We start from the raw sequence: 19,265 nt of genomic DNA, 5'->3' as shown, positions 1-19,265 counted from the left end.
GGAAAATTGATCCGGGCGTAACCAATGAATCCGTTTGTCGCCAGCGTCGGAAGCCTGCTCGCCAGCCAGGCAATTGCTGCCCCGTGCGTGCTAGATCACATCAAAGGGAAGCGGGCAATGTCGCTGCTGCGCCTGGGTGACGGCGAGGGCGTTGTCCTCAGCCGGCCGGATCTAGAGGACGCCACCTTCGGCCCACACCTCATTTCCCACTTCGGTGAACAATTTGAGCGGGCGCAACTGGACGATCTTTGTAGCCGACTGGCGCTGGCGGTCGGGCGTGCGAACGTGTTGGGCATTCGCACCGACGTTGGTGCAACGAGCTTCCCCGAGGGCTTCTTCTGCCTGTCGGATCAAGAGCGGGTCGCCTGGGTGCAGCGAAACCTGTCCCTGCGGCCGGAGGAGCGTGCCCAACTGGACCCGGACAGCGCCAGCCGGCTGATGCTGCTCGGCCGCTGGATGGCTGAATTCGACTGGCCGGAGCAGGCCCTGCTGACCTCTGCCTGGGTCCATTTTGACTGGTTGGAGTCGGGCTTTCTGGCGGATCTGGCCATGGGGCAGGAGCGCATTGGCCTGGTGACTGGTCGCCGCGATCTTGCGCCGCTTTTTCGAGCGGTGGGAATCGAGGTGGATGAATGGCCGGTGCCGCTCCGCTATCTGCGACGTGATGCCGACTGGACGCCTCATTTTCCGGATCGCTTCGATGAGCTGCTCGACACGCTTACCCCGACGTTTCCGGGTCAGCTGTTTTTTGTCGGCGCCGGCATCTGCGGCAAGGTCTATTGCGACATCATCGCCCAGCGCGGCGGCATTGCTCTCGACATCGGTGCGGTTTGCGACGCCTGGCTCGGCATCTCAACCCGGCCGCGGGTGGCCTTCGAACGCTGGGGGCAGGAGGCTGTGCCGGAGTCCCTGCTGTTGGAGCGGCAGCTGTCTGCGCGTTTAGGGGATGGCGGCGCCAAAACCGAGACATGAATGAACTCCTCCTCCGCCAGCTGTTAGACGGCGACGCAACTGCGCTTGCGGACGCCGCAGTGGCGTCACTGGATTCCGGTATCGAACCCGCAGCGGTTGCCCTTTTTGAGCCCCGCATGCAGGGGCCTCACGGGCATTTCCCCTTGCTTGCTGACGCTTACAGTCGGATATGCACAGACCATGGTCTTGCGATGAACGTGTTTCATCATCAGCAGTGGCAGTCGGCGCGGCCGCAGCGCTGGCACGGCGTCTTTCCTGTCGTCGACCACCTTGTCGGCGCCGCTGCACCGGTCGATCAGAAGATTCTGGCCGCGTTTAGCGAGCTTCTGGGCAACATCGTCAGCACGTGCGTCAAGCGCTCTGAAGCCCAAGTCGCCATTTTTCCGACGGCGCGCTTTCTCACGCTGCCCGGCATCACGTCGGCTATTGCCGGCGCACCGGAGCTTCGTGGCGCCGTTATTGGCGTCATGGAGACCACGCCGGTGCCCGACTGTGAGGACGAAAACCTCATTCGTGAGTCTTTTCGGTCCTCGACGCAGGTTCTGGCTGAATCCGGCAAAAAAGTGTTGTTGCTAGCCGAATCCGCCGCCATTGCAGACTGGTTGCTGGCACAAGCGTTCGAATCAACGGAGATTCGGGTTGCACCCTACCCAGCTGCTGCGCGTTTCGACGCATCCAAATCCCCGCCTTCACCGGACAATCGCCCGCGCCTCGGAGCGCTCGGGGCAACGCGTCCAGTCCATCAGCCTGAGAGCCTTGCTGGCTATCTGCTTGAAGCGGACATCAGCGGTGTGGACTGGTGCGTTCGGCTCGACTCGGCGCACGCGGCTCAACCCCTCGGGAGGGCGCCGGAGCAGCTGGAGTCCACGCTGCGGTCCCGTGGGGTGACGCTTTTGTCCGGCCACCTGGCGCAAAGTGACTATGACGCAACACTGGCTGGTCTGGACGTCATGCTGCTGCCCTATGGCGAACGCTACCAAACCATCGGTTCCGGGATCTTCCTCGAATGCGTCTGCGCCGGCGTTATCCCGCTGGTCCCGGCGGGTAGCACCATGCGAGCGCTTTACGAAGATCTCGGCGGTCGGGCGCCGGCCATCGACATGGACGCGCCTGACGGCATCCCCCGGTCGGTGGACGCGTGCCTGGCTCAACTCCCGCGTTTGCGCGCCAACGCCGACGAGGTGCGAAGCGCCTGGCTGGCCCACGAACACGGCCCGGCAGCCTGGCGGCACGCCGTCTCTGAACTGATCGGATACGCCTGTGTCGGCTGATAAGCCCTCGCGGGGCTGCAGTCCGCTGATCTGAGTGCGATACTCGCTGGCCGATGTCCGATTCCAGCCCTCAACCTTCATCCGACGCTCCCTCGCCGGGCCTGTTTGTCCTCGGCATGCACCGCAGCGGCACGAGCTGTCTGACCGGCATGCTGGAGGGGGCGGGCTTTAACATCGGGGACGTTGACCGCTGGAATCCGGACAATCAGAAGGGAAACCGGGAACACCTGGCGATCACGCCGCTCAACGAAGGGCTGCTCCGAGCGCACGGTGGCAGCTGGGATAGCCCGCCAGAGACATTAGAGGTCAGCGAGACCCAGCGGGCCAAGATGGAGGCCATCGTCTCTGGACTGGAGGGCGAGGGCCGGCCGTGGTTGATCAAGGATCCCCGAATCTTGTTCTTGGCGGACGACTGGCTGGATCTGCGACCCAATGCGCGGCGCCTGGGCGTCCTGCGACACCCGCTTGCAGTGGCGCGGTCTCTAGAGCGCCGCGATGGGCTGGCAACGGATGCGGGGGTGCAGCTTTGGTGCCGCTACAATCGGCGGCTCCTGGAACTGCTGGAAAAGCGACCGTTTCCCGTGCTGTTGTTCACGGCCGACCCGGACCGTCTTGTCCGATCCATCACCGCCGTGCTGGAAAAGGACTTTAGCGAGGAGATTGGACGGGAGGCGGTTCAGCCCGAGTGCCTGGTCGACTTCTTTGACGCGGGCCTCGTGCATCATGCGCCGTCTCTCGGACTGGACCTCAGCGACGAGCTGACGGACGCCGGCGTCATGGTCGAGACAGCCGAGGCCGCCAACCACTTGTGGCGCGACCTCGTCCACCTGCAAGCCCCACACCCTCTGCTGCTGGAAGAACAGGCACCAGCCCCGCGATCGGAACAAGGCACGGTTTCGGCCCCCCAGATCGACGCCGCAGATGCGGCGGCGCTGGACCGGGCGATCGAGGTGAGCGGCAATCCGGTTCCCCTTTTTCGCGCGCGGATCACCCTGCTGACCGAGCAGGGTGCCCATACTGAACTCGCTGCCTGGCTGGGTAAATGGCACGACCAACGGCCCGACGACCCGTTTTTGGCCCTGGAGCGGGCAAGGGCGGCGTGGGCGGCTGGCGACCGCAACGCTGCGGTACGCCATGCCGAGACCGCCGAGCGACTCGCGCCGAGCTGGGCTGAGCCGCCGGCTCGGCTGGCCGAGTGGGCCTGGATCGCCGGCAACTGGGAGGATGCGGCAAGCCGTTACCGCAGCCTTTACGCCGCCCAAAGCGCGGTGGGTCGACCGCCAGCCGTGGCGGCCCAGATATTTTTTGATCGCGGAGAGGGCTTTACCGCGGAGGCGTCGATCACTCAGCGCCTCTCAGGCGACGAGGTGTCCTTCAACTTGTCTACCGATCGCCTGGAAGAAGGCTCGCTCGGGCGGGGGGTATATCGGCTTCGCCTCGATCCCGCCAATCAGCCGGCCGTCGTCACAGACCTTGCTGTGCAGGTGACACTAGTTGGGGGAGAGACGACGGATCTAGAGTGTTATCTCGACAACGCGCTGTTCCGTCACGAGGGCACCTGGCATTTCCAAACGGACGATCCGCAGCTGCACTTCGATCTTGGCCCACGAGCGCCGGCCGATATCGAATCCATCGCGGTGTCCTTCACCCTTCTCCATAGCGGCGAGGCGGTGCGGGAAGCCAATGCCAGCGCGCTGGTCGCGTTGACCGGGTTGCTGCCCACGTTGCACGACCTGCGGGAGAAGCTGACGTCTCTCGATCTGGAAAAACGGGGGATGGGAGAGGCCGTGGCGACAGCGTGTGACAGCGTAGGCGGGGGGCTACCCGGATGGCTGGTGTCGCAGCTGACCCGGGGCGGCGTTCCGGCGGCACTGGAGCGACTAGAGCAGCACTGGAAATCCCTCGACGCGTTGCTGGCCAGCCTGTCAAACGGGCAGGAAGACTAACAATTCCGCTGACAGTACCTACTGATATGAATACCGAAACGAACCTGGACAAAGAAGCCTGGATCCTCGACCACTTTTCCTGCCCTTCCTGTCGGGCCGAAGAGCGACCGTTGCGAAAGGGTGACCTGCTGGTTTGCCCTGCGTGCAAAACCACTTTTCCGCAAGATGCCACCGCGATGAGCTTCTTGACGCCGCAGATGCGACGTAAGTTTGGCATCGACGAAACCGCCAACGTCTCGGCCCACGGCTATGACGAGAACGCGAGAAAAATCCTGGATCGAGGGGGGATGGTGCTCGATTGTGGGGCAGGGAAGAAGAAGGTGACTTTCCCGAATCTGATTCAGTGTGAGGTGGTCGACTACCCTCATGTGGACGTGCTCGCGGTCAACCAGGCGCTGCCTTTTCGGGATGCCTGTTTCGACGCCGTCCTGTCCCTGGACGTCCTCGAACACGTAGATCAACCGTTTGACTGTGCGGCCGAGATTCTGAGAGTGCTCAAACCCGGCGGCAAGATCTATTGCAACGTGCCGTTCCTGCAGCGTGAACACGGCTACCCGCACCACTATTTCGGCATGACGCGCATGGGTATTCGGCGACTGTTTGGCGATCAGATCGAGGTTGAGGACCACCAGGTGCCGCTTTCTGGGCATCCCATCTGGGCACTATGGATGATGCTGCAGACGTATCGCGACGGATTACCAACCGAACTGCGCGATGAGTTTCACAGACTCCGAGTTGCCGACATTCTAGACTTGAACCCGGTGGACTGGATGCGAGAGAAGCTGGTGACCGAACTGGGTGAAGAGGCCCGCTGGAGGATTGCCACAACAACGGCATTGCTGGCGCACAAGCGCGAGACAGACGGATAGCAGTCAATGGCGCTGAACTATCGCGGAGGTTCTTTGCACGCCGGGTAACGCGGTATTTGCGGTTTTCCTCTCGGCCACCGGTCGCCCGTGGCTGTGAGCGAGAATTCCGTCGCCGGATAGGGTAGACGAACCTCAGTCTCAAGCCTATCGTTCATTTGACCGATGGAAGGTGAAAAGCGCGGATCGTTGAAAAAGTATTTCTTTTGTTCGCCTCAGTGGCGTCGAGCAAGGCGAAGGCGGAACATGGAAGCGATACTGCTCCACAGTCCGAAACGAAGTGCCAGATGGAAAGGCGGGTTAAATCAATGATGATCGATCGTTTTTGGGCGGTGTTGCTGATCACGCTGAGCGTCGCTTTGCCGGCAGCAGCTGGCAACCTGGAAGTCCTTGTGCCAGGTGCCGGCGGCGTCGTCGTCGGCGAGGCGCAAGACTATGCGACCTTCGAGCTAGGCGACCCTTGGGATATGAGCAATCCCGAGGACGTGGTCCTGACTGAGTCTATTCAGTTGACCGGCGAGGGTTTTGGGTCGGGTGTTTACAGCGCGACCAGTACGGGCAATGACCCGGCTTTCTTTGCGTTGTTCTCGGGGATTCCCAGTTCGGTCGTCAACAGAAATCGCGGTCAGCTCTTTCCGATCGATACCTCGGTCTATCGCTACGTGACGCTGCGGGTCCGTTACCTTCAGCCGGCGCCAGAACCTACAACACCCCATTGTGTTCAGGTCTTCTTTTATGACGAGCTGTCGGCGGGAGGCAGTACGTTTGGCGCCGCAAATCGACAGTGCCGAAATCAGGATGGCGAACTGATGCGGGGCACCGACTGGAACGTCGTTACGGTCGATCTCCTGGCGGACTCTCCCAGCGGCGATATCGGGTCGCAACCTTGGAGCGCGTTTGCTGACGCAAAAGGACTCCGTTTCGACATGACGGACCTGCCCGGTATTACCTTCCAGCTCGACTGGATCAGACTGGTCGCCGACGGACAGACGGTGGCCGAAACGCAGGTGCAATGGACCGATGCGGGTGACGGTCCTTATGCCGTGAGCGCGATTGCGCCGAACGGCCAAAGCTATCTGCTCGGTGACGGTTTCGCGGGCACTCAGGCGACCGTCGACCTGAGCGCACTCCCCCCAAATAGCTATGTCATTCGAGTTGATGGCCAGTTCTCATCAGCTGACAGCCCCGGCAATGTCCGTGTCAACGCGGCGCCGATTCTGAATTTCAACGAACCCGACGTGCGGGGAGATGTCGCTAATCGCTTCTCCATCGCGGAACTCGGAAATCCGTGGGGTCCGATCGAAGCTGCGGATGTTGCCAGCACCACACAGCTGGTGGGAATCAGCTATGCAGGCGGTTCGTTGAGCGCCACGTCGACCGGAGACGACTCAACGATATTAATGAATGCCACCGTGCCGATTGATACGGCACTCTACCGAATGCTGACCTATCAATTCGAAGTTAGCGGCGAGCGCGATATCGGCACGGGCTCTGTGGCCCGGGTGTTGTGGGGTAACAACCTCTCAACGCTGACCACCAGCGACGACATCATTGTGCAAGAGGGCACCAACGTTTACGAGATCGGAGACATGCGGCTGCTCGAAACGGAAACCGAGGGTGCAAACCGTTGGTTCGGCACGGTCGACTTTTTTCGGTTTGACCCTCACGAGTTCCCGACCCAGAAGACGGTGAGGCTGGACTCCATCATTCTGGCGCCCCTGGACACCGCCGACCCGGTTTTCAACATCGAGTGGGAAGCCTCCGACCCCGAAGACAACGCGTCGATTCGATTGTTTGTGGACAACGACAGCGTCCGCGAAAATATGCCGCCGCCAACGCTGATTTTCGACAATCTTCGGGAGAACACCGACACGAGCGCTTTGTGGAATGGGCCTCAGGATGTGCCCAGCGGAGAATATTTTGTGCTGGCTGAGGTCAGCGATGCATTCAACACAACCTATCGATACTCGACGGGTCCGGTGCGAGTTGGAGCGGCGCCCGTGACCTCCATCACCATCACCGAACCGGACGGGAACGCGGACGTGATTGCCCCCATCGGTGACTTTGCCCGGGATGTGCTCGGAAATGCCTGGCTGATGGATAGTCCCGAGGACGTGATTCTCTCTCGCTCGCGCGGACTGACCGGAGAGTCGATCAGCGGGGGAGTGTATCGGGCGACAACCGACACCAACGATCCCTCGTTTATCCTTCTTTTCCCCGGCGACAACACCGCGGACGGAGCCGCGACGCCAATTGCGTCTTCAGTCTACCGGCGGCTGCTAGCAAAGGTGCGTTACCAGTCCGCTGACCCTCAGCAGTTTTCGGTGAACTTTTTTCGCGACGCGTCTTTGACCGATGGTGTCTTCGGGACAACCCAGGGGGTCGCGGTGTTCCCTGGACAATGGCAAGTTGTTGAGGTTGACCTTGCGGCGAGGTCAGTCCCCGCATTAGCCAACTGGCTGGATGAGCCGAACTGGCAAAGCCTGCGAATTGACCCCACATCGCAGCCCGGTGTGATGATTGAGATCGATTGGATTGTCCTGGTTGAAGATTCGGGGCCGGAAAATACTTATGAAGTCAGATGGTTGGCATCGGAGCTGGGTGATGTAACTCAGGGCGTCAATGTCGTCGATGAGGCGGGTGACGTGATTCCTCTCGTCAATGGGCTCCCGGGAAGCGCCAGGGCCTACACGGCTGACCTGGGTTTTCTGCCAGAGGGCAGCTATCTGCCCCAGGTTTTTGCCGATCCGGGCCCGACGGCAACCGCCTCCAACCCTGTTGTGTTGGGTGAGGACGTGCCGTTTGATCGCATTTTTATTGACGGCTTCGAATAGGTAAGGCACGCAACCCGCTGGCTTGCCTGGACAAGGGTGGCGCGAGGACCCCGTAGTCATTACTATCCGTAGCGCTTTTCCTTGTCCCTACGAACCTGGCCGATGCCGCCTCATAACCACCACTTTTTCATGCATATCCCGAAAACGGCCGGGACAACGCTGCGGACGCTGCTTGAGCTGCGCTTCGACGCGCAGCGGACCGTCCCCGCCGACCAGGTGATGCGGCAGTCGTTTGATGGCAACTATCCACCCATTCCTTACTTAATGGAATTGCCGGATGACGTCTGGTCCAACACCCAACTTTTGCGCGGACACTACCCGTGGCAGCTCATGAAACGCTTTGCTCGAACGCCCGTCACGCTGACCATGCTTCGGGAGCCGGTGGCGAGAAGCGTGTCGCACCTTCGCCACGTGCGTCGCAACGCGGCGTGGGCCAAAGATCTGAGTCTCGCCGACATCATGCAGAAGCGGGCCTTTGTGCAGTCTCATATCGCCAATATTCAAACCCGAATGTTGACGATGCGATTCGCCCTCGACGATCCATCAGCCTGGCCGGCAGACGTCAACCAACCTTTTCCGCTCAACGAAGAATCCTTTCGCCGGGCGCTGGTAACGCTTCGATCTTTTGACTTTGTCGGGATTCAGGAGCGATTCGACGAATCTATGGAATTGATGTTCGATATGTTTCGCTGGGCTCTGCCAAACGACTTCCCCAGGGCCAACGAAAGTACGGACGACGTTGAGCTGGACGACGAGCTTCGCCGTCAGCTTGCCGAAATTAATACCTATGATCTCCGCCTTTATGATGAGGCGGTGGCGCTTTTTGAGCAGCGGCTAAACCATAGTATTGATCGGAGCGGTGCCTCTGACGGGTGACGCGACAGGTCACTTTCTGCCCTCTTGGGGCCAATCGCTAGCGCATTTGCCGCAGGTCCTGCTGGCGGGTGCGTCACAGTTTTCGAATAGGTTCCAGAAAAGAGATGCCGGTCACACATACGGCAAATGGTCCGCTGCTAGACTCGCGGGTTCTTACGATTGTGTAGAGGTTTTCCGAATGGATCGTTCTGAGTCACGTCGCCGCTTTTTGACGGGGTCCGCGGCAGCTGTTGCCAGCACGGCGGTTGCCAGCACTACAGCTGATGATAGTGCGAGGGCTCAACCCAAGCTCAAACCGCTGGCGAAGAAGGCGCGTGAATTCGCCGCTGGGGCCAAGGGGGGCTCGGATAACACCTTGACGCCACCGCTGGCGGTGCGGGTTTTCCACAAGATGGGTTTTGGACCCGCTCGCAGAGAGCTTAAGTCCGGCGTGACGGCCGATCCAGTTGATCCAGGTCTGGTGTTCTCAAACAGCTTCGAGCCACCCCCGGGAGGCGGGGGTGTCGGCAAATTTGGTGACCTTGGGAAAGACGACGTCGGCTACTTCATGTCGCTCGGATCGAACGACGACGAACGACTGGAAAATTATGTTGACGAACAGCTCAACCCCGCGAGCATCGACGACAGCGACTTTGATGCTCGGATGGCGCCGTTCGAGGGTCTTTTTGAGTCGCTCGACGAAAGCCGGGTGACCTCTTTCGCAAACCGCGAATGTGACGGTGACCAAAACGTGTACCTGCGGCCCTACCGCGACGTTCGCAACATGTCATTCAACCGAGCGGTTTTCAGCAATAAGCAGCTGTTCGAGCTCATCGTCGACTTTTGGCATAACCACTTCAACGTGTTTGTCCGTGGTAACCGCGATATCGAGGTCGGCTGGTCGTCCTGGGACCGAGACGTTATCCGCGCTAATGCGTTCGGCAACTTTGCCAACATGCTGGAGGCTTCGGGTAAGCACCCGGTCATGCTCCGCTACCTGGACAACTACGTGAACTCCGCGGGCGGCATCAACGAAAACTACGCCCGCGAACTGTTCGAACTTCATTGCCTTGGTGCGGAGAACTATGGAGGCGTTGAGCGACCGTTCACCGGCTTTGAACTGCTGCCGGAAAACCCGTACGTCGCAATCAACAACTTCGATATGGGCAACTTTGCCAATCCGAGCATTCAGATTGCTGCCCAGTACTACGATGATGACGTGTATGAAGCCGCGGCAGGCCTGACGGGCTGGCGCTACGAGCAAAACGGGAACTCAACCCCGGGGCAATGTGACACGGGCTTCTTTTTCGTCGACCTCGGTGAGCACGATGAGACCGGCAAGTCGATTCTCAGTACCGCGTCCAACATCATTCCGGCCAACACGGAGCCTGAGCGGGAAGGGGAGCTCATCATGCGGGTGGCGGCATACCACCCCGGCACGGCAACCTACATTGCCCGAAAGCTGTGTCAGCGACTGATTTCTGACAACCCGCCGGAGTCCATTGTACAGGCCGCCGCTGCGGAATTTTTCGCGTTCCGAGAGTCGCCGAATCAGATCAGGCGGACCCTTCGGGTGATCTTGCTCTCTGACGCCTTCAAGAACACCTGGGGCGAAAAGAAAAAGCGGCCGTTTGAGTACGTCGTCTCGTGCATGCGTGCCGCCGGCGGTAACCACATTTTGCGGGAAGAGGATTCGACGGACACGACCCGTCGCTTCCACTGGGAGTTTGACGACACCCGCCAGGAGCTTTTCCATTGGCCGACACCCGATGGCTATCCGGATAACCGGGAGCATTGGGAAGGGTCCACATCACTGGTCCAGACGTGGCAGGCAATCGATTGGATGCTCGACCGCGATGCAGGCAACAGCGATCGGATGATGCGGGTCACCGAGATCGTCCGGGAAAACCTGAACGGCGATTTCACGCCACGGCAGCTCGCCGAGTTCTGGTGTTCGTGGATTATGGGCTACACACCCTCGGGAGGTTGGGTTGGAAACAGCATCGGATACCAGGATGCCAATACCCAGTTGGGTGGCGTCGCGATGCAGTTTATGACACAGGTAGATCTGCCTAATCCGGATAACCTGCCGCATTTCTATTTGTACGATCAGACCATCCCACGCCTCGATGTGTTTGAGGATGACTACCCCTATTATTGGCGCCGAAGAATGATCGGCATGGTAGACCTGATTCTCTGGTCTCCGACCTTTATTCAGCGCTGAGGATTTAGACATGGACAAAGTCAACAAGAAACGACTGATGATTCAGAACCCGAATCGGCGCCGATTTTTTGGTCAGACCCTCGCTGCCGGTGGTGCTGCGGGAGTTGGGCTGGGCTTTTCGCAAATCGCCTCGGCACAGGCTGTCGGCGGCCGGCGGAAAACGCTCGTTTATATCTTCCTGCGGGGCGGTATGGATGGACTGAGCTTCCTGGTTCCGCGGTCAACCGGCATTTTCTCCTCTGCCTACCAGCTCAATCGCGATGCGACCTACATCGCCGATACGATTGGCCTGACGCCCAACTGGGGAATGCATCCTTGGTGCGGTGAAATGATGGACCTTTGGGCCAGTGGAAATCTCAGCTTGATCCACATGTGCGGTCACAAGGATCCGGATACCTACACCCGCAGCCACTTCGACGCACAGGAGCAGATCGAACTGGGTACGCCCGGCTCGCAGACCGCCAACGCCGGCTGGTTGGCTCGCTACCTGAATGCAGCCAACGATGCACCGCCGAATCCGTTGTTCACGGCGATGGTATCCGGCGGCAACCCGCCGACCAGCGTCAACGGCTGGCCGGACGTGGCGACCATCGACTCAACGAACGGCTTTACGCCCAACAGTGGAACCTACGAGGAAGCACATCTGCAGCTTCTCGCTGAGATGTACCAGGGCTCTGGCTCGCTCGACGATGCAGTTTCAACGGCGATGCTGGCGATCGAAACCATTAACGACCTTGATTTGGATGACTACACGCCGGCGGGCAACGTCACCTATCCCAACAGCGGGATTGGTAACGACCTGAAGCTTGCCGCGAGCGTCATTCGACAGGATCTGGGTGTCGGCGTCATCACCGCGGATCGCGGCGGGTGGGATACCCACAACACGCAAAACGTGCTGGCTAACGGTTACGGTACGCGACTCGAAGACTTGACTAACGCTCTCGCTGCCTTTTATAAGGACATGATAGCCGCCAACTACGACGAAGATGTCGCTGTGATTGTGCAGAGCGAGTTCGGTCGGCAGGTCAAGGAGAATGACAACCGAGGAACGGACCACGGCCTTGGTAACGTCATGATGGTGATGGGATCAACCAGCCGGATGAACGGCGGGCTTTGGGGCACATTCCCGGGTTTCGACAATACGCCTGGCAACGCCTTTATCCCGACGACCGATTTCCGCGATGTCATGATCGCGGTTGCTCACGGCGTGCTGGGGAACTCCGGTTACAGCGGCGGCCAGTCGGCGATTTTCCCCGGTCACAACTACGAAGCTGTGCCCGGAATGCTCCGCACAAACCTCTAACTGCGCCTGGGTTTCAAGCGGCTGGCGGCTTGATCGCCGGCCGCTTGCTACCTTTCAAACACCGTTTTTCTTCCCGTCAGGATGTACCGCCGAAAATAGCTGACGTAGCGTGGGAGGAAAAACTTCTGTGATCCCAGGATCTGCCAGGCGGACACTCGCCGCATTGAAGCAAATGCCTCTCTGGATGAACGGATCCGCGCCCGTGCTTTCCACGTCTCGCTAAGTGCGCGCAGATGGGCGCCGGTTAGCGCCCAGCGCCCAAACAGCGACGAAACAAGCAGCACGCCCAGCGTCTTGGTGACCACAAATGGGGCGTTGCAAAGCGCGACGGGTAGCGGAACCAGCTTCAGGTAAGTGAAATTGATGTTCAGCTGAATGCGCATCGCGTACTCACGGCTGCGCACCTTGTCGACCGACCGGCTGATTTTGTGGCGCACGAGGGCCCTTGGCTCATAGAAGGAAGGGTAGCCAGCCAGGAAGGCCCGTAGTCCGAACTCCGCATCTTCGTAACCGGTCTCGAAGAAAGCGTCAAACAACCCCAGTTCCTCCAGCAGCTCCGTCGCAATAAGCATTGCCCCGGCGCAAACGCCGATGAGCTCAACCGGGTCCTGGTAGTCAGCCGGATTTTCGCTGGTGCCTCGAGGAATGATCTCTCCGGAATCGAGCCAGCAATGACCCGCATTGTCTAATTCGCCTGCGTTGTAGTAGTTGACCATACAGGAGCCGACGATCGACCTGCCGGGTTCAGCTGCGTCCAGCAACATTTCCAGCCACCGTGGGTCCGGGACCGTATCGTTGTTCAGAAGGACGACCCATCTCGGGCGAGGAGAATCCGCCAATATGTTTTGCAGTGCCCGGTTTACGCCCCCGGAGAACCCCAGGTTTTGTGGGTTGGCAAACAGTGAGATTTTGGGGTCTTTCCCGTAGCGCTCTTGAAGCTCTAGAAAATCGTCACCATCAGAACCGTTGTCGATTAAATGCACCACAAAATCCCGGCAGGTCTGGCTGGCCAGGCTGTCAATGCACTCGATCGTATCGCTCAACCCATTCCAGTTGAGGATAACGATTGGCGTCGGCGGCTCCGTGTGATCTGGTTCCACCGGATCAGGCGCCTCGTACACGCACGATCTTCGGATAGCGGCGATCCAGCCGGACGATTAACCAGACTCCGGTGATCAGCAGCAGCAGGGCAACCCCTATCGCCGGAAGAAGCTGCCTGAAGTCGGGCCAGCTGGCGGCAATCAGCACGTCCCGGTAGGCCGTTATAAGGTTGGCTAGCGGGTTGAGCAATACATATCCCTGAACCTCGGACGGAAGATCCTTGATTTCGTAAAAGATACCGGAAGTGAAGAGCATTACCATGATGCCGTGAGTGATCAAATATTTCAGATCTGGAACCAGCGGCAAGATCGCGGCCGCGATCAGCAGGCACCCAAGGTTGAGGGCGAGTTGGATCAGGAGCAGAGCCGGCAGTGCCAGGTAGTGAATCGACACCTCGAAGCCGCTGATCCAGAGAAATGGCAGCAGCAGCAGCAGGGTGCATCCAAACTTGAAGCTGTCGCTGAGAAAGCTCACGAGCGGAAACACAATTTTGGGCAAATAGACCTGCTGCATCAGCCCGTGCCCTTGCCGGATCGAGGTCGCGCCGTTGCTGACAGCGTTGCTGAACCACCGGAAAAACACCAGCCCGACCAATAGAAACTGTACAAAATTGGGGCCGCCGCGTTCCAGAAAGACCTCAAAGACCAGATAAAACACGGCCATGTACAGGACCGGGTCGAGCACCCACCAGGCGATTCCGATATAGGTTCGCGACGTCTCGACAAGCAGCTCCGAGCGGGCCTTAAACACGACCAGGTCAGCGTAGTGGGTCCAGGACAAGCTCATGCCTTAGGTCAACAGCAGCTGCTGTACGTCGGGCCGCAGGGAAAAATCCTCAGTGACCGGCGACAGACTTGGGTTATAGAAAGGATCTCCAAGGCATAGGGCCAGCGAGTGGCGCTGGCGCATAAATGCCGCTTCGCGATTGAAACGTCGCTGCTTCGCCGGCGTATCTTCGGTGCCGCGCGACTTCGATTCGTGATGCACAACGCGGCAGCGCGGGGTGTAGATATTCCGATAGCCCAGTTCCAACAGTCGGAGACAGAAGTCCACATCGTTGAAGGCCACCGACAGATTCTGATCGTCCAGTCCTCCGGCTTCCAGGTAGAGCCGGCGTTTTACCATCAGGCAGGCGCCGGTCACCGCGCTGACGTTCTGATCCAGGTGCGGGCGGCAGAAGTAGCCGTGGTGCTGCGACGGCAGGTACTTGTGTGAGTGCCCCGCTACGCCGCCAATGCCGAGGATCACGCCCGCATGCTGAATGGTCTGGTCGGGATACAGTAGCAGCCCGCCGACCGCGCCAGCCTGTGGCTGAATCGAATGCTCAACCAGCGCCCGTAGCCAGCCTTCCTCGAGAATCTCGATATCGTTATTCAGCAGGAGCAGATGCTCAGCATCGGTCTGTTCAGCGGCAAAGTTGTTGATCGCCGAGAAGTTGAACGGCTGATCGAAGTCGACGAAGCGCACTCGTTCATGAGCCGACCATTGATCCATCAGCCGCCGGGTGCGCTTCTGCCGGCTCTGATTGTTGACGCCGATCACTTCGTACCGGCGATACTCGGTTTTGCTCGTCAGCGATTCCAGGCAGGTTTCCAGCACCGCCGGCTCGTCGCGGAAAGGTACCAGTACCGCAACCGCAGGGCTTTCTTCGAAATGGCGCACTGCCCGATAGGTTCCGGGGTATGGGCCTTTCTTAGCTGCGCCAAGCTCGCCGAGGCAGTCGGAAACGGCGCTGACGCCGCGGTCCCAGGCGTAGTCTTTATCGCCAAAGCGCTGGGCGGTTGAGCCGGGCACCTTGCGCCAGTAATAAAGTACCCGCGTGATGTGGAAGATGCTGTCAGCGACTGACGCCACCCGCAGCAGCAGATCGTGGTCCTGGGAACCCTCAAAGCCGGTTCGAAAGCCCCCCACCGAATTCACCAGCTCACGTCGGTAGATGCCGAGGTGGGAGACGTAGTTCTGGCTGAGCAGCATCGGCCAGGAGAAGTCGGGCTTGAAGTGCGGTTCAACAATCCGGTCTTCGTCGTCCAGCTTGGCCTCATCGGAATAAATGATGTCTGACCGGTGCCGGACGATCACGCGGGCGGCCAGCCATAGGGCATCGACAGTCAGCTCGTCGTCATGATCCAGAAGCGCCACGTGGTCACCGGTGGCCAGGGCGAGCGCGGCATTGGAGGCAGCGCTGATCCCCGCGTTTGTGGATAGAAGTTCAACCCGAATACGCGGATCATCGAGCGACTGTAGATACTCTTCGATAGCGGGGTCTTCGGAGGCGTCGTCGACCAGACAAAGCTCCCAGAACGGATAGATCTGCTCCCGTACTGAGTCTACGCAGGCTTTCAGCCAGCGCAGGTCGACCCGGTATACGGGTACGAGCACAGAAATCGTCGGCTGATAATCCCAACCCTCCCATTCCGTTCGCGCCTGCGACTTCAGCGCGTCGCTGGCTGTCCTCAACCCCAGCGTGGGTTCGTCGCGGCGCAGATGGCAGGCTCGGCTACCCTCAGCAAATTCGGCTCTACCGATCAGCTTCCAGTGTTCTCTCGCTGATTCAAAGTCGCCAGCGACGATCGCCTCCAATACATCCGGATTGGAGCGCAGATAGGCGGTTTCGGTAAACGGCACCTCACTACTTCCGATGCTCCGCGCCCGAAGCTGACCGAGCCAGCGCTGAAAGGTCAGCGGGTCATCGATGGGTTGCTGGTGGTTGGGCTGTCCTTCGAAGCTGGGTCCCGCAAGCTGCGTCGCGTCCGGCAGGCCCGGCACCTCGCGATCACTCCAGACGGCGAGGGGACAGCCGCTGAGGTTGGCAGCAGACTCGGCCCGATCGATCACCTCCGCCGCACCGTCGCCCAGCGCCAGGGCGAGAACGCCTCGACACCCGGCGAGATCGTCAAAATCTTCTTCCGGCGTGATCTGGCGATGATCACCAAAGTAGCTGAACGGCAGGGGGCTCCCGATGATGAGTAGCCAGCCACCGCCAGGCTCTTGCTGGAGTCGGGTCAGGCCAGCGCGATTACAGCTGGCCTCGGCGTGCAGCAGCGCGGTTCGGGACAGCTTCAGGTTTTCGCGCGGGTCAACGCCGGAGCCCTGTTCGTCCAGCAGCACCGGGAGCTGATCCCACGCCGTCGGCCCCCGTTTCATTCTAAGCAGGCTTGACAGCACCCGATTGGCGCTCGCGGCGGCCCGAAACGTCATGGAAGAAAGCATGGCGGTGACGGCCTGCCTCAGCGCGTCGTTGCGGTCCCGTTCGGCTGCCAGTCTGCGGCTGAGACGAAGGCATTCGCGCCGGAGTCGCTCCTCCGTGCTGCTGCGCTCTGCGGACTGCGGGCTGGATGCCGCGTTGGGCTGCACTCTAGGCTTCACAGGTTTGCTCCGGCGTGTCCTGGGAAGTGACATAGGCGTCTAGAACCTCGTCACAGTCGCCAAAGGCTTTCATTTTGCCGTTGTCTAGCCAGAGCGCGGTGTCACAGTACAGCCGCACGTAAGGCAGGCTGTGAGACACGAGGATAACGGTCTGGGAAGAGGCCATACGGGCCTTGATCACGCCGGCGGACTTTTCCCGAAAGGCCATGTCGCCGACGCCGATCACTTCGTCGATCAGCAGGATGTCCGGCTCCAGGTACACCGTTACGGCGAAGCCGAGCCTTGCCCGCATTCCGGTGGAATAGGTCCTGGCAGGCTGGTCAAAGAACTCTCCCAGGCCTGAGAAAGCCTGGATATTGTCCAGCTCCCGATGGATCTTTTTCCGGGACACCCCCAGCAGCAGTCCGCTCAGTATGGCGTTGCTGCGCCCGGTCAGGTTGGGGTCTAGACCGGCGTTCAGCGACAGCAGTGTTGCAGTTCGGCCGCCCAGTTCGATGTGGCCGCAATCCGGAGAGATAATGCCCGCCAGCAGCGAAAGCAGCGTGCTTTTGCCGGCCCCGTTGTTGCCCACCACCCCGAGCGAGGTTCCGTCAGGAATCTCCAGGTTCAGATCACGTAGCGCCCAGAACAGGTCCTTGCCTTTGGCGCCGCGCCGCCAGCCGTAGTGACAGCCGACGTCCTTGAGCACGATGCGGTCCGGGGACACTCCGGCGTTTTTTTTGTTCGGGTAATTCATCAGCGTAGAGGGTGCGTGTCTCTTCGGCAGCGCGACGGTGTCATCAGGACCGTTGTCAGTGGTCGCGATGATACTTCGAAAAGCGGCGTTATTCTGTCGTTTGGTGCTCACCTGACGCCGAAACTGAGCAAAAAGGCCAGCAACGCCGCCCATAGCGCAGAAAACGGCCCGACTCGCTGCAGCGCCCTGACCTCACGCCTCCAGCAACGAGAGCGCCGGGCTGCCAACCAGGACATCGCCGCCGCTGGAGATGTCTGGGATGATGCGCTGGCCGCCCCGCACGAAAAACCCCTCGCCCCGTCTCGCCGTATATTCGCCTACCGTCGCTTGTCCATCCAGGACCAGCCCGCACGCTGGTCCGGTGATCGAACGGGCACTGTCGCCGCGCAGGCGAGCAAGGGAAAACTCATTGAGGTTCGTTGGCGGCAGGTCCTGTATCTCGCTTGCCGGAACAAACTCGATATGTGAAATCAGTGCCTCCACGTCCACGTGTTTTGGCGTCAAGCCCCCTCGCAGGACGTTATCCGAGTTGGCCATGATTTCTGCGCACTGACCATGCAGGTAGGCATGAGGTACGTTGGCGTCCTGGAAAATGGTTTCGCCAGGCTCCAGCTTGACCAGGTTCATCAGCAGGAAACCGAAAACGCCACGGTCAACTGCGTCCCCTGGTGTCGCGTGCAGGGATCGCCAGCGGCTGATCCAGGAAATCGGATCGGACGAAATCCCCGCGGTTTGGCTGCCGGCCGTTTCGAGCACCGGTGCGAGCCACGCCGCCAGCTCGTCTGCCGGCGCCCGCATAAGCCTTTCGAACAGGGCCTGGAGACCCTCGGTTTCGAGCAGCCGTGCGTGCTGTTTAAGCGAAGGAAACCGCTGAAGCTGCTCGAGTCCATCGGCCAGCGGCCGAAATCCGTACAGCAGCCAGAAGGTGCTCAGCGCAAGCGCAAGTTCGGGCTTCGGGTTGGCGTCCTTAAAATTGCGCTGCGGACTGTCGCCCGCGATTCCTAGCGCGTTCTCGCGAGCAAAACCCGAGGCGGACTGGGCGGCGTTGGGGTGAACCTGGATCGACAGCGGTCTGGCGACGTCGAGCACCTTCATCAGATAAGGCAGCTCGTCGAAGCGGTTCGACGTTGGCTGCCCTAGCCAGTGTGCCCGGTCGTTTTTGATCAATTCTGCGAGGCTGTGCCAGCGGTCATCCATCAGAACTTCAGCGGGGTCGCCGGGATGGGCGCCAAGCCAGTATTCGGCCCAAGGCTGGTCGCCGTCCGGCTGTCCAAGCAGGTCGGGAATGTACGCATCACCACCCCAGGCGTAATGCCGCACTTTGCCGCGTAGTGGAAACGCCGAGGCTTTCATAGATCCACCTCGGCCGTGATCGGCGCTGTCGTTGACAGCAGCTCGCGGCTTTCGTCCATGCCACCGATCACCAGCCAGCGTCCGGGTGCCAAAGTCAATAGGGCACGGTGGTCCATGGTGGGCCGAGCTTGCACCGCGAGCGCCTCCCAACGATCTTCTGCTACCACATAGGCGAACGCGCCGTTGCGAGGTTCGGACGGTATTCCGTTGTAGCCAACGCCGTTATAGTTGTACGGGTTGTCGGTGCCACCAAAGAAAACAACCTGCCCGCCGGAGCCTTCAGCGGCGCTCCGGTAAAGGGCGGGCCCGGGGTGGTTGGAAATCTGCCGCCAGCTGATTCGGGAAGGGTCTAACGAGTCGATGTCGCCGCGGTAGCACTCGGGAGAGGGAACAAAGCTCCGTCGTTCCTCATCATTCGCCGGCGGCAGCACCTTGACG

At 60.2% G+C, this 19,265-nt stretch carries 14 protein-coding genes; 8 read left to right on the top strand and 6 right to left on the bottom strand.

Annotated features, from left to right (window positions below; all coding sequences use genetic code 11):
• Nucleotides 1-24 precede the first annotated feature (24 nt).
• From AAF358_24545 to AAF358_24510, 8 genes are all read left to right on the top strand, one after another.
• A complete protein-coding gene (locus AAF358_24545; GenBank protein ID MEM7708749.1) occupies nt 25-972 on the top strand; it encodes a hypothetical protein in 948 nt (315 codons plus the stop codon).
• Nucleotides 969-2,243 (top strand): hypothetical protein, encoded by a 1,275-nt coding sequence (locus tag AAF358_24540; GenBank protein ID MEM7708748.1) that lies wholly within the window; start codon nt 969-971, stop codon nt 2,241-2,243. The genes AAF358_24545 and AAF358_24540 overlap by 4 nt, the downstream gene beginning before the upstream one ends.
• Before the next feature lie 53 nt (nt 2,244-2,296).
• Nucleotides 2,297-4,189 (top strand): hypothetical protein, encoded by a 1,893-nt coding sequence (locus AAF358_24535; protein ID MEM7708747.1) that lies wholly within the window; start codon nt 2,297-2,299, stop codon nt 4,187-4,189.
• A gap of 26 nt (nt 4,190-4,215) precedes the next feature.
• Entirely contained in the window at nt 4,216-5,058 is an 843-nt protein-coding gene (locus AAF358_24530; GenBank protein ID MEM7708746.1) for a methyltransferase domain-containing protein, read from the top strand.
• 305 nt (nt 5,059-5,363) lie between these two features.
• Nucleotides 5,364-7,889, top strand: coding sequence for a hypothetical protein (locus AAF358_24525; protein MEM7708745.1), 2,526 nt, complete (start codon nt 5,364-5,366; stop codon nt 7,887-7,889).
• Between the two features lie 102 nt (nt 7,890-7,991).
• Nucleotides 7,992-8,765, top strand: coding sequence for a sulfotransferase family 2 domain-containing protein (locus AAF358_24520; GenBank protein MEM7708744.1), 774 nt, complete (start codon nt 7,992-7,994; stop codon nt 8,763-8,765).
• 355 nt (nt 8,766-9,120) lie between these two features.
• Nucleotides 9,121-10,968, top strand: a complete 1,848-nt coding sequence (locus tag AAF358_24515) for a DUF1800 family protein (protein MEM7708743.1) — start codon at nt 9,121-9,123, stop codon at nt 10,966-10,968.
• Between the two features lie 10 nt (nt 10,969-10,978).
• A complete protein-coding gene (locus tag AAF358_24510; GenBank protein MEM7708742.1) occupies nt 10,979-12,271 on the top strand; it encodes a DUF1501 domain-containing protein in 1,293 nt (430 codons plus the stop codon).
• 47 nt (nt 12,272-12,318) lie between these two features.
• Here AAF358_24510 and AAF358_24505 read toward each other — a convergent pair whose 3' ends face one another.
• The 6 genes from AAF358_24505 to AAF358_24480 all read right to left on the bottom strand — a co-directional run.
• Nucleotides 12,319-13,371: a glycosyltransferase family 2 protein gene (locus AAF358_24505; protein ID MEM7708741.1), complete on the bottom strand. Its 1,053-nt coding sequence runs from the start codon at nt 13,369-13,371 to the stop codon at nt 12,319-12,321.
• Nucleotides 13,372-13,375: 4 nt separating this feature from the next.
• Nucleotides 13,376-14,158: an ABC transporter permease gene (locus AAF358_24500; protein ID MEM7708740.1), complete on the bottom strand. Its 783-nt coding sequence runs from the start codon at nt 14,156-14,158 to the stop codon at nt 13,376-13,378.
• 3 nt (nt 14,159-14,161) lie between these two features.
• Nucleotides 14,162-16,738 carry a glycosyltransferase gene (locus AAF358_24495; GenBank protein MEM7708739.1) on the bottom strand — a complete coding sequence of 859 codons (2,577 nt, stop codon included), beginning with the start codon at nt 16,736-16,738 and terminating at the stop codon, nt 14,162-14,164.
• Nucleotides 16,728-17,585 carry an ABC transporter ATP-binding protein gene (locus AAF358_24490; protein ID MEM7708738.1) on the bottom strand — a complete coding sequence of 286 codons (858 nt, stop codon included), beginning with the start codon at nt 17,583-17,585 and terminating at the stop codon, nt 16,728-16,730. The genes AAF358_24495 and AAF358_24490 overlap by 11 nt, the downstream gene beginning before the upstream one ends.
• An 81-nt stretch (nt 17,586-17,666) precedes the next feature.
• Nucleotides 17,667-18,827 (bottom strand): mannose-6-phosphate isomerase, class I, encoded by a 1,161-nt coding sequence (gene manA, locus AAF358_24485; GenBank protein ID MEM7708737.1) that lies wholly within the window; start codon nt 18,825-18,827, stop codon nt 17,667-17,669.
• Nucleotides 18,824-19,265, bottom strand: a 442-nt coding sequence (locus AAF358_24480; GenBank protein MEM7708736.1) for a galactose oxidase, incomplete at its 5' end; no start/stop codon positions are given. The genes AAF358_24480 and manA, both read right to left, overlap by 4 nt.

Source organism: Pseudomonadota bacterium (assembly GCA_039033415.1).
GTDB lineage: Bacteria > Pseudomonadota > Gammaproteobacteria > Xanthomonadales > SZUA-38 > JANQOZ01.
This window is presented reverse-complemented; position numbering and strand designations above follow the sequence as displayed.

Excerpts from the sequence above, each read along its gene's own strand:
- AAF358_24545 (MEM7708749.1), top strand. The coding sequence starts at position 25 with ATGAATCCGTTTGTCGCCAGCGTCGGAAGCCTGCTCGCCAGCCAGGCA.
- AAF358_24540 (MEM7708748.1), top strand. The coding sequence starts at position 969 with ATGAATGAACTCCTCCTCCGCCAGCTGTTAGACGGCGACGCAACTGCG.
- AAF358_24535 (MEM7708747.1), top strand. The coding sequence starts at position 2,297 with ATGTCCGATTCCAGCCCTCAACCTTCATCCGACGCTCCCTCGCCGGGC.
- AAF358_24530 (MEM7708746.1), top strand. The coding sequence starts at position 4,216 with ATGAATACCGAAACGAACCTGGACAAAGAAGCCTGGATCCTCGACCAC.
- AAF358_24525 (MEM7708745.1), top strand. The coding sequence starts at position 5,364 with ATGATGATCGATCGTTTTTGGGCGGTGTTGCTGATCACGCTGAGCGTC.
- AAF358_24520 (MEM7708744.1), top strand. The coding sequence starts at position 7,992 with ATGCCGCCTCATAACCACCACTTTTTCATGCATATCCCGAAAACGGCC.
- AAF358_24510 (MEM7708742.1), top strand. The coding sequence starts at position 10,979 with ATGGACAAAGTCAACAAGAAACGACTGATGATTCAGAACCCGAATCGG.
- AAF358_24500 (MEM7708740.1), bottom strand. The coding sequence starts at position 14,158 with ATGAGCTTGTCCTGGACCCACTACGCTGACCTGGTCGTGTTTAAGGCC.
- manA (MEM7708737.1), bottom strand. The coding sequence starts at position 18,827 with ATGAAAGCCTCGGCGTTTCCACTACGCGGCAAAGTGCGGCATTACGCC.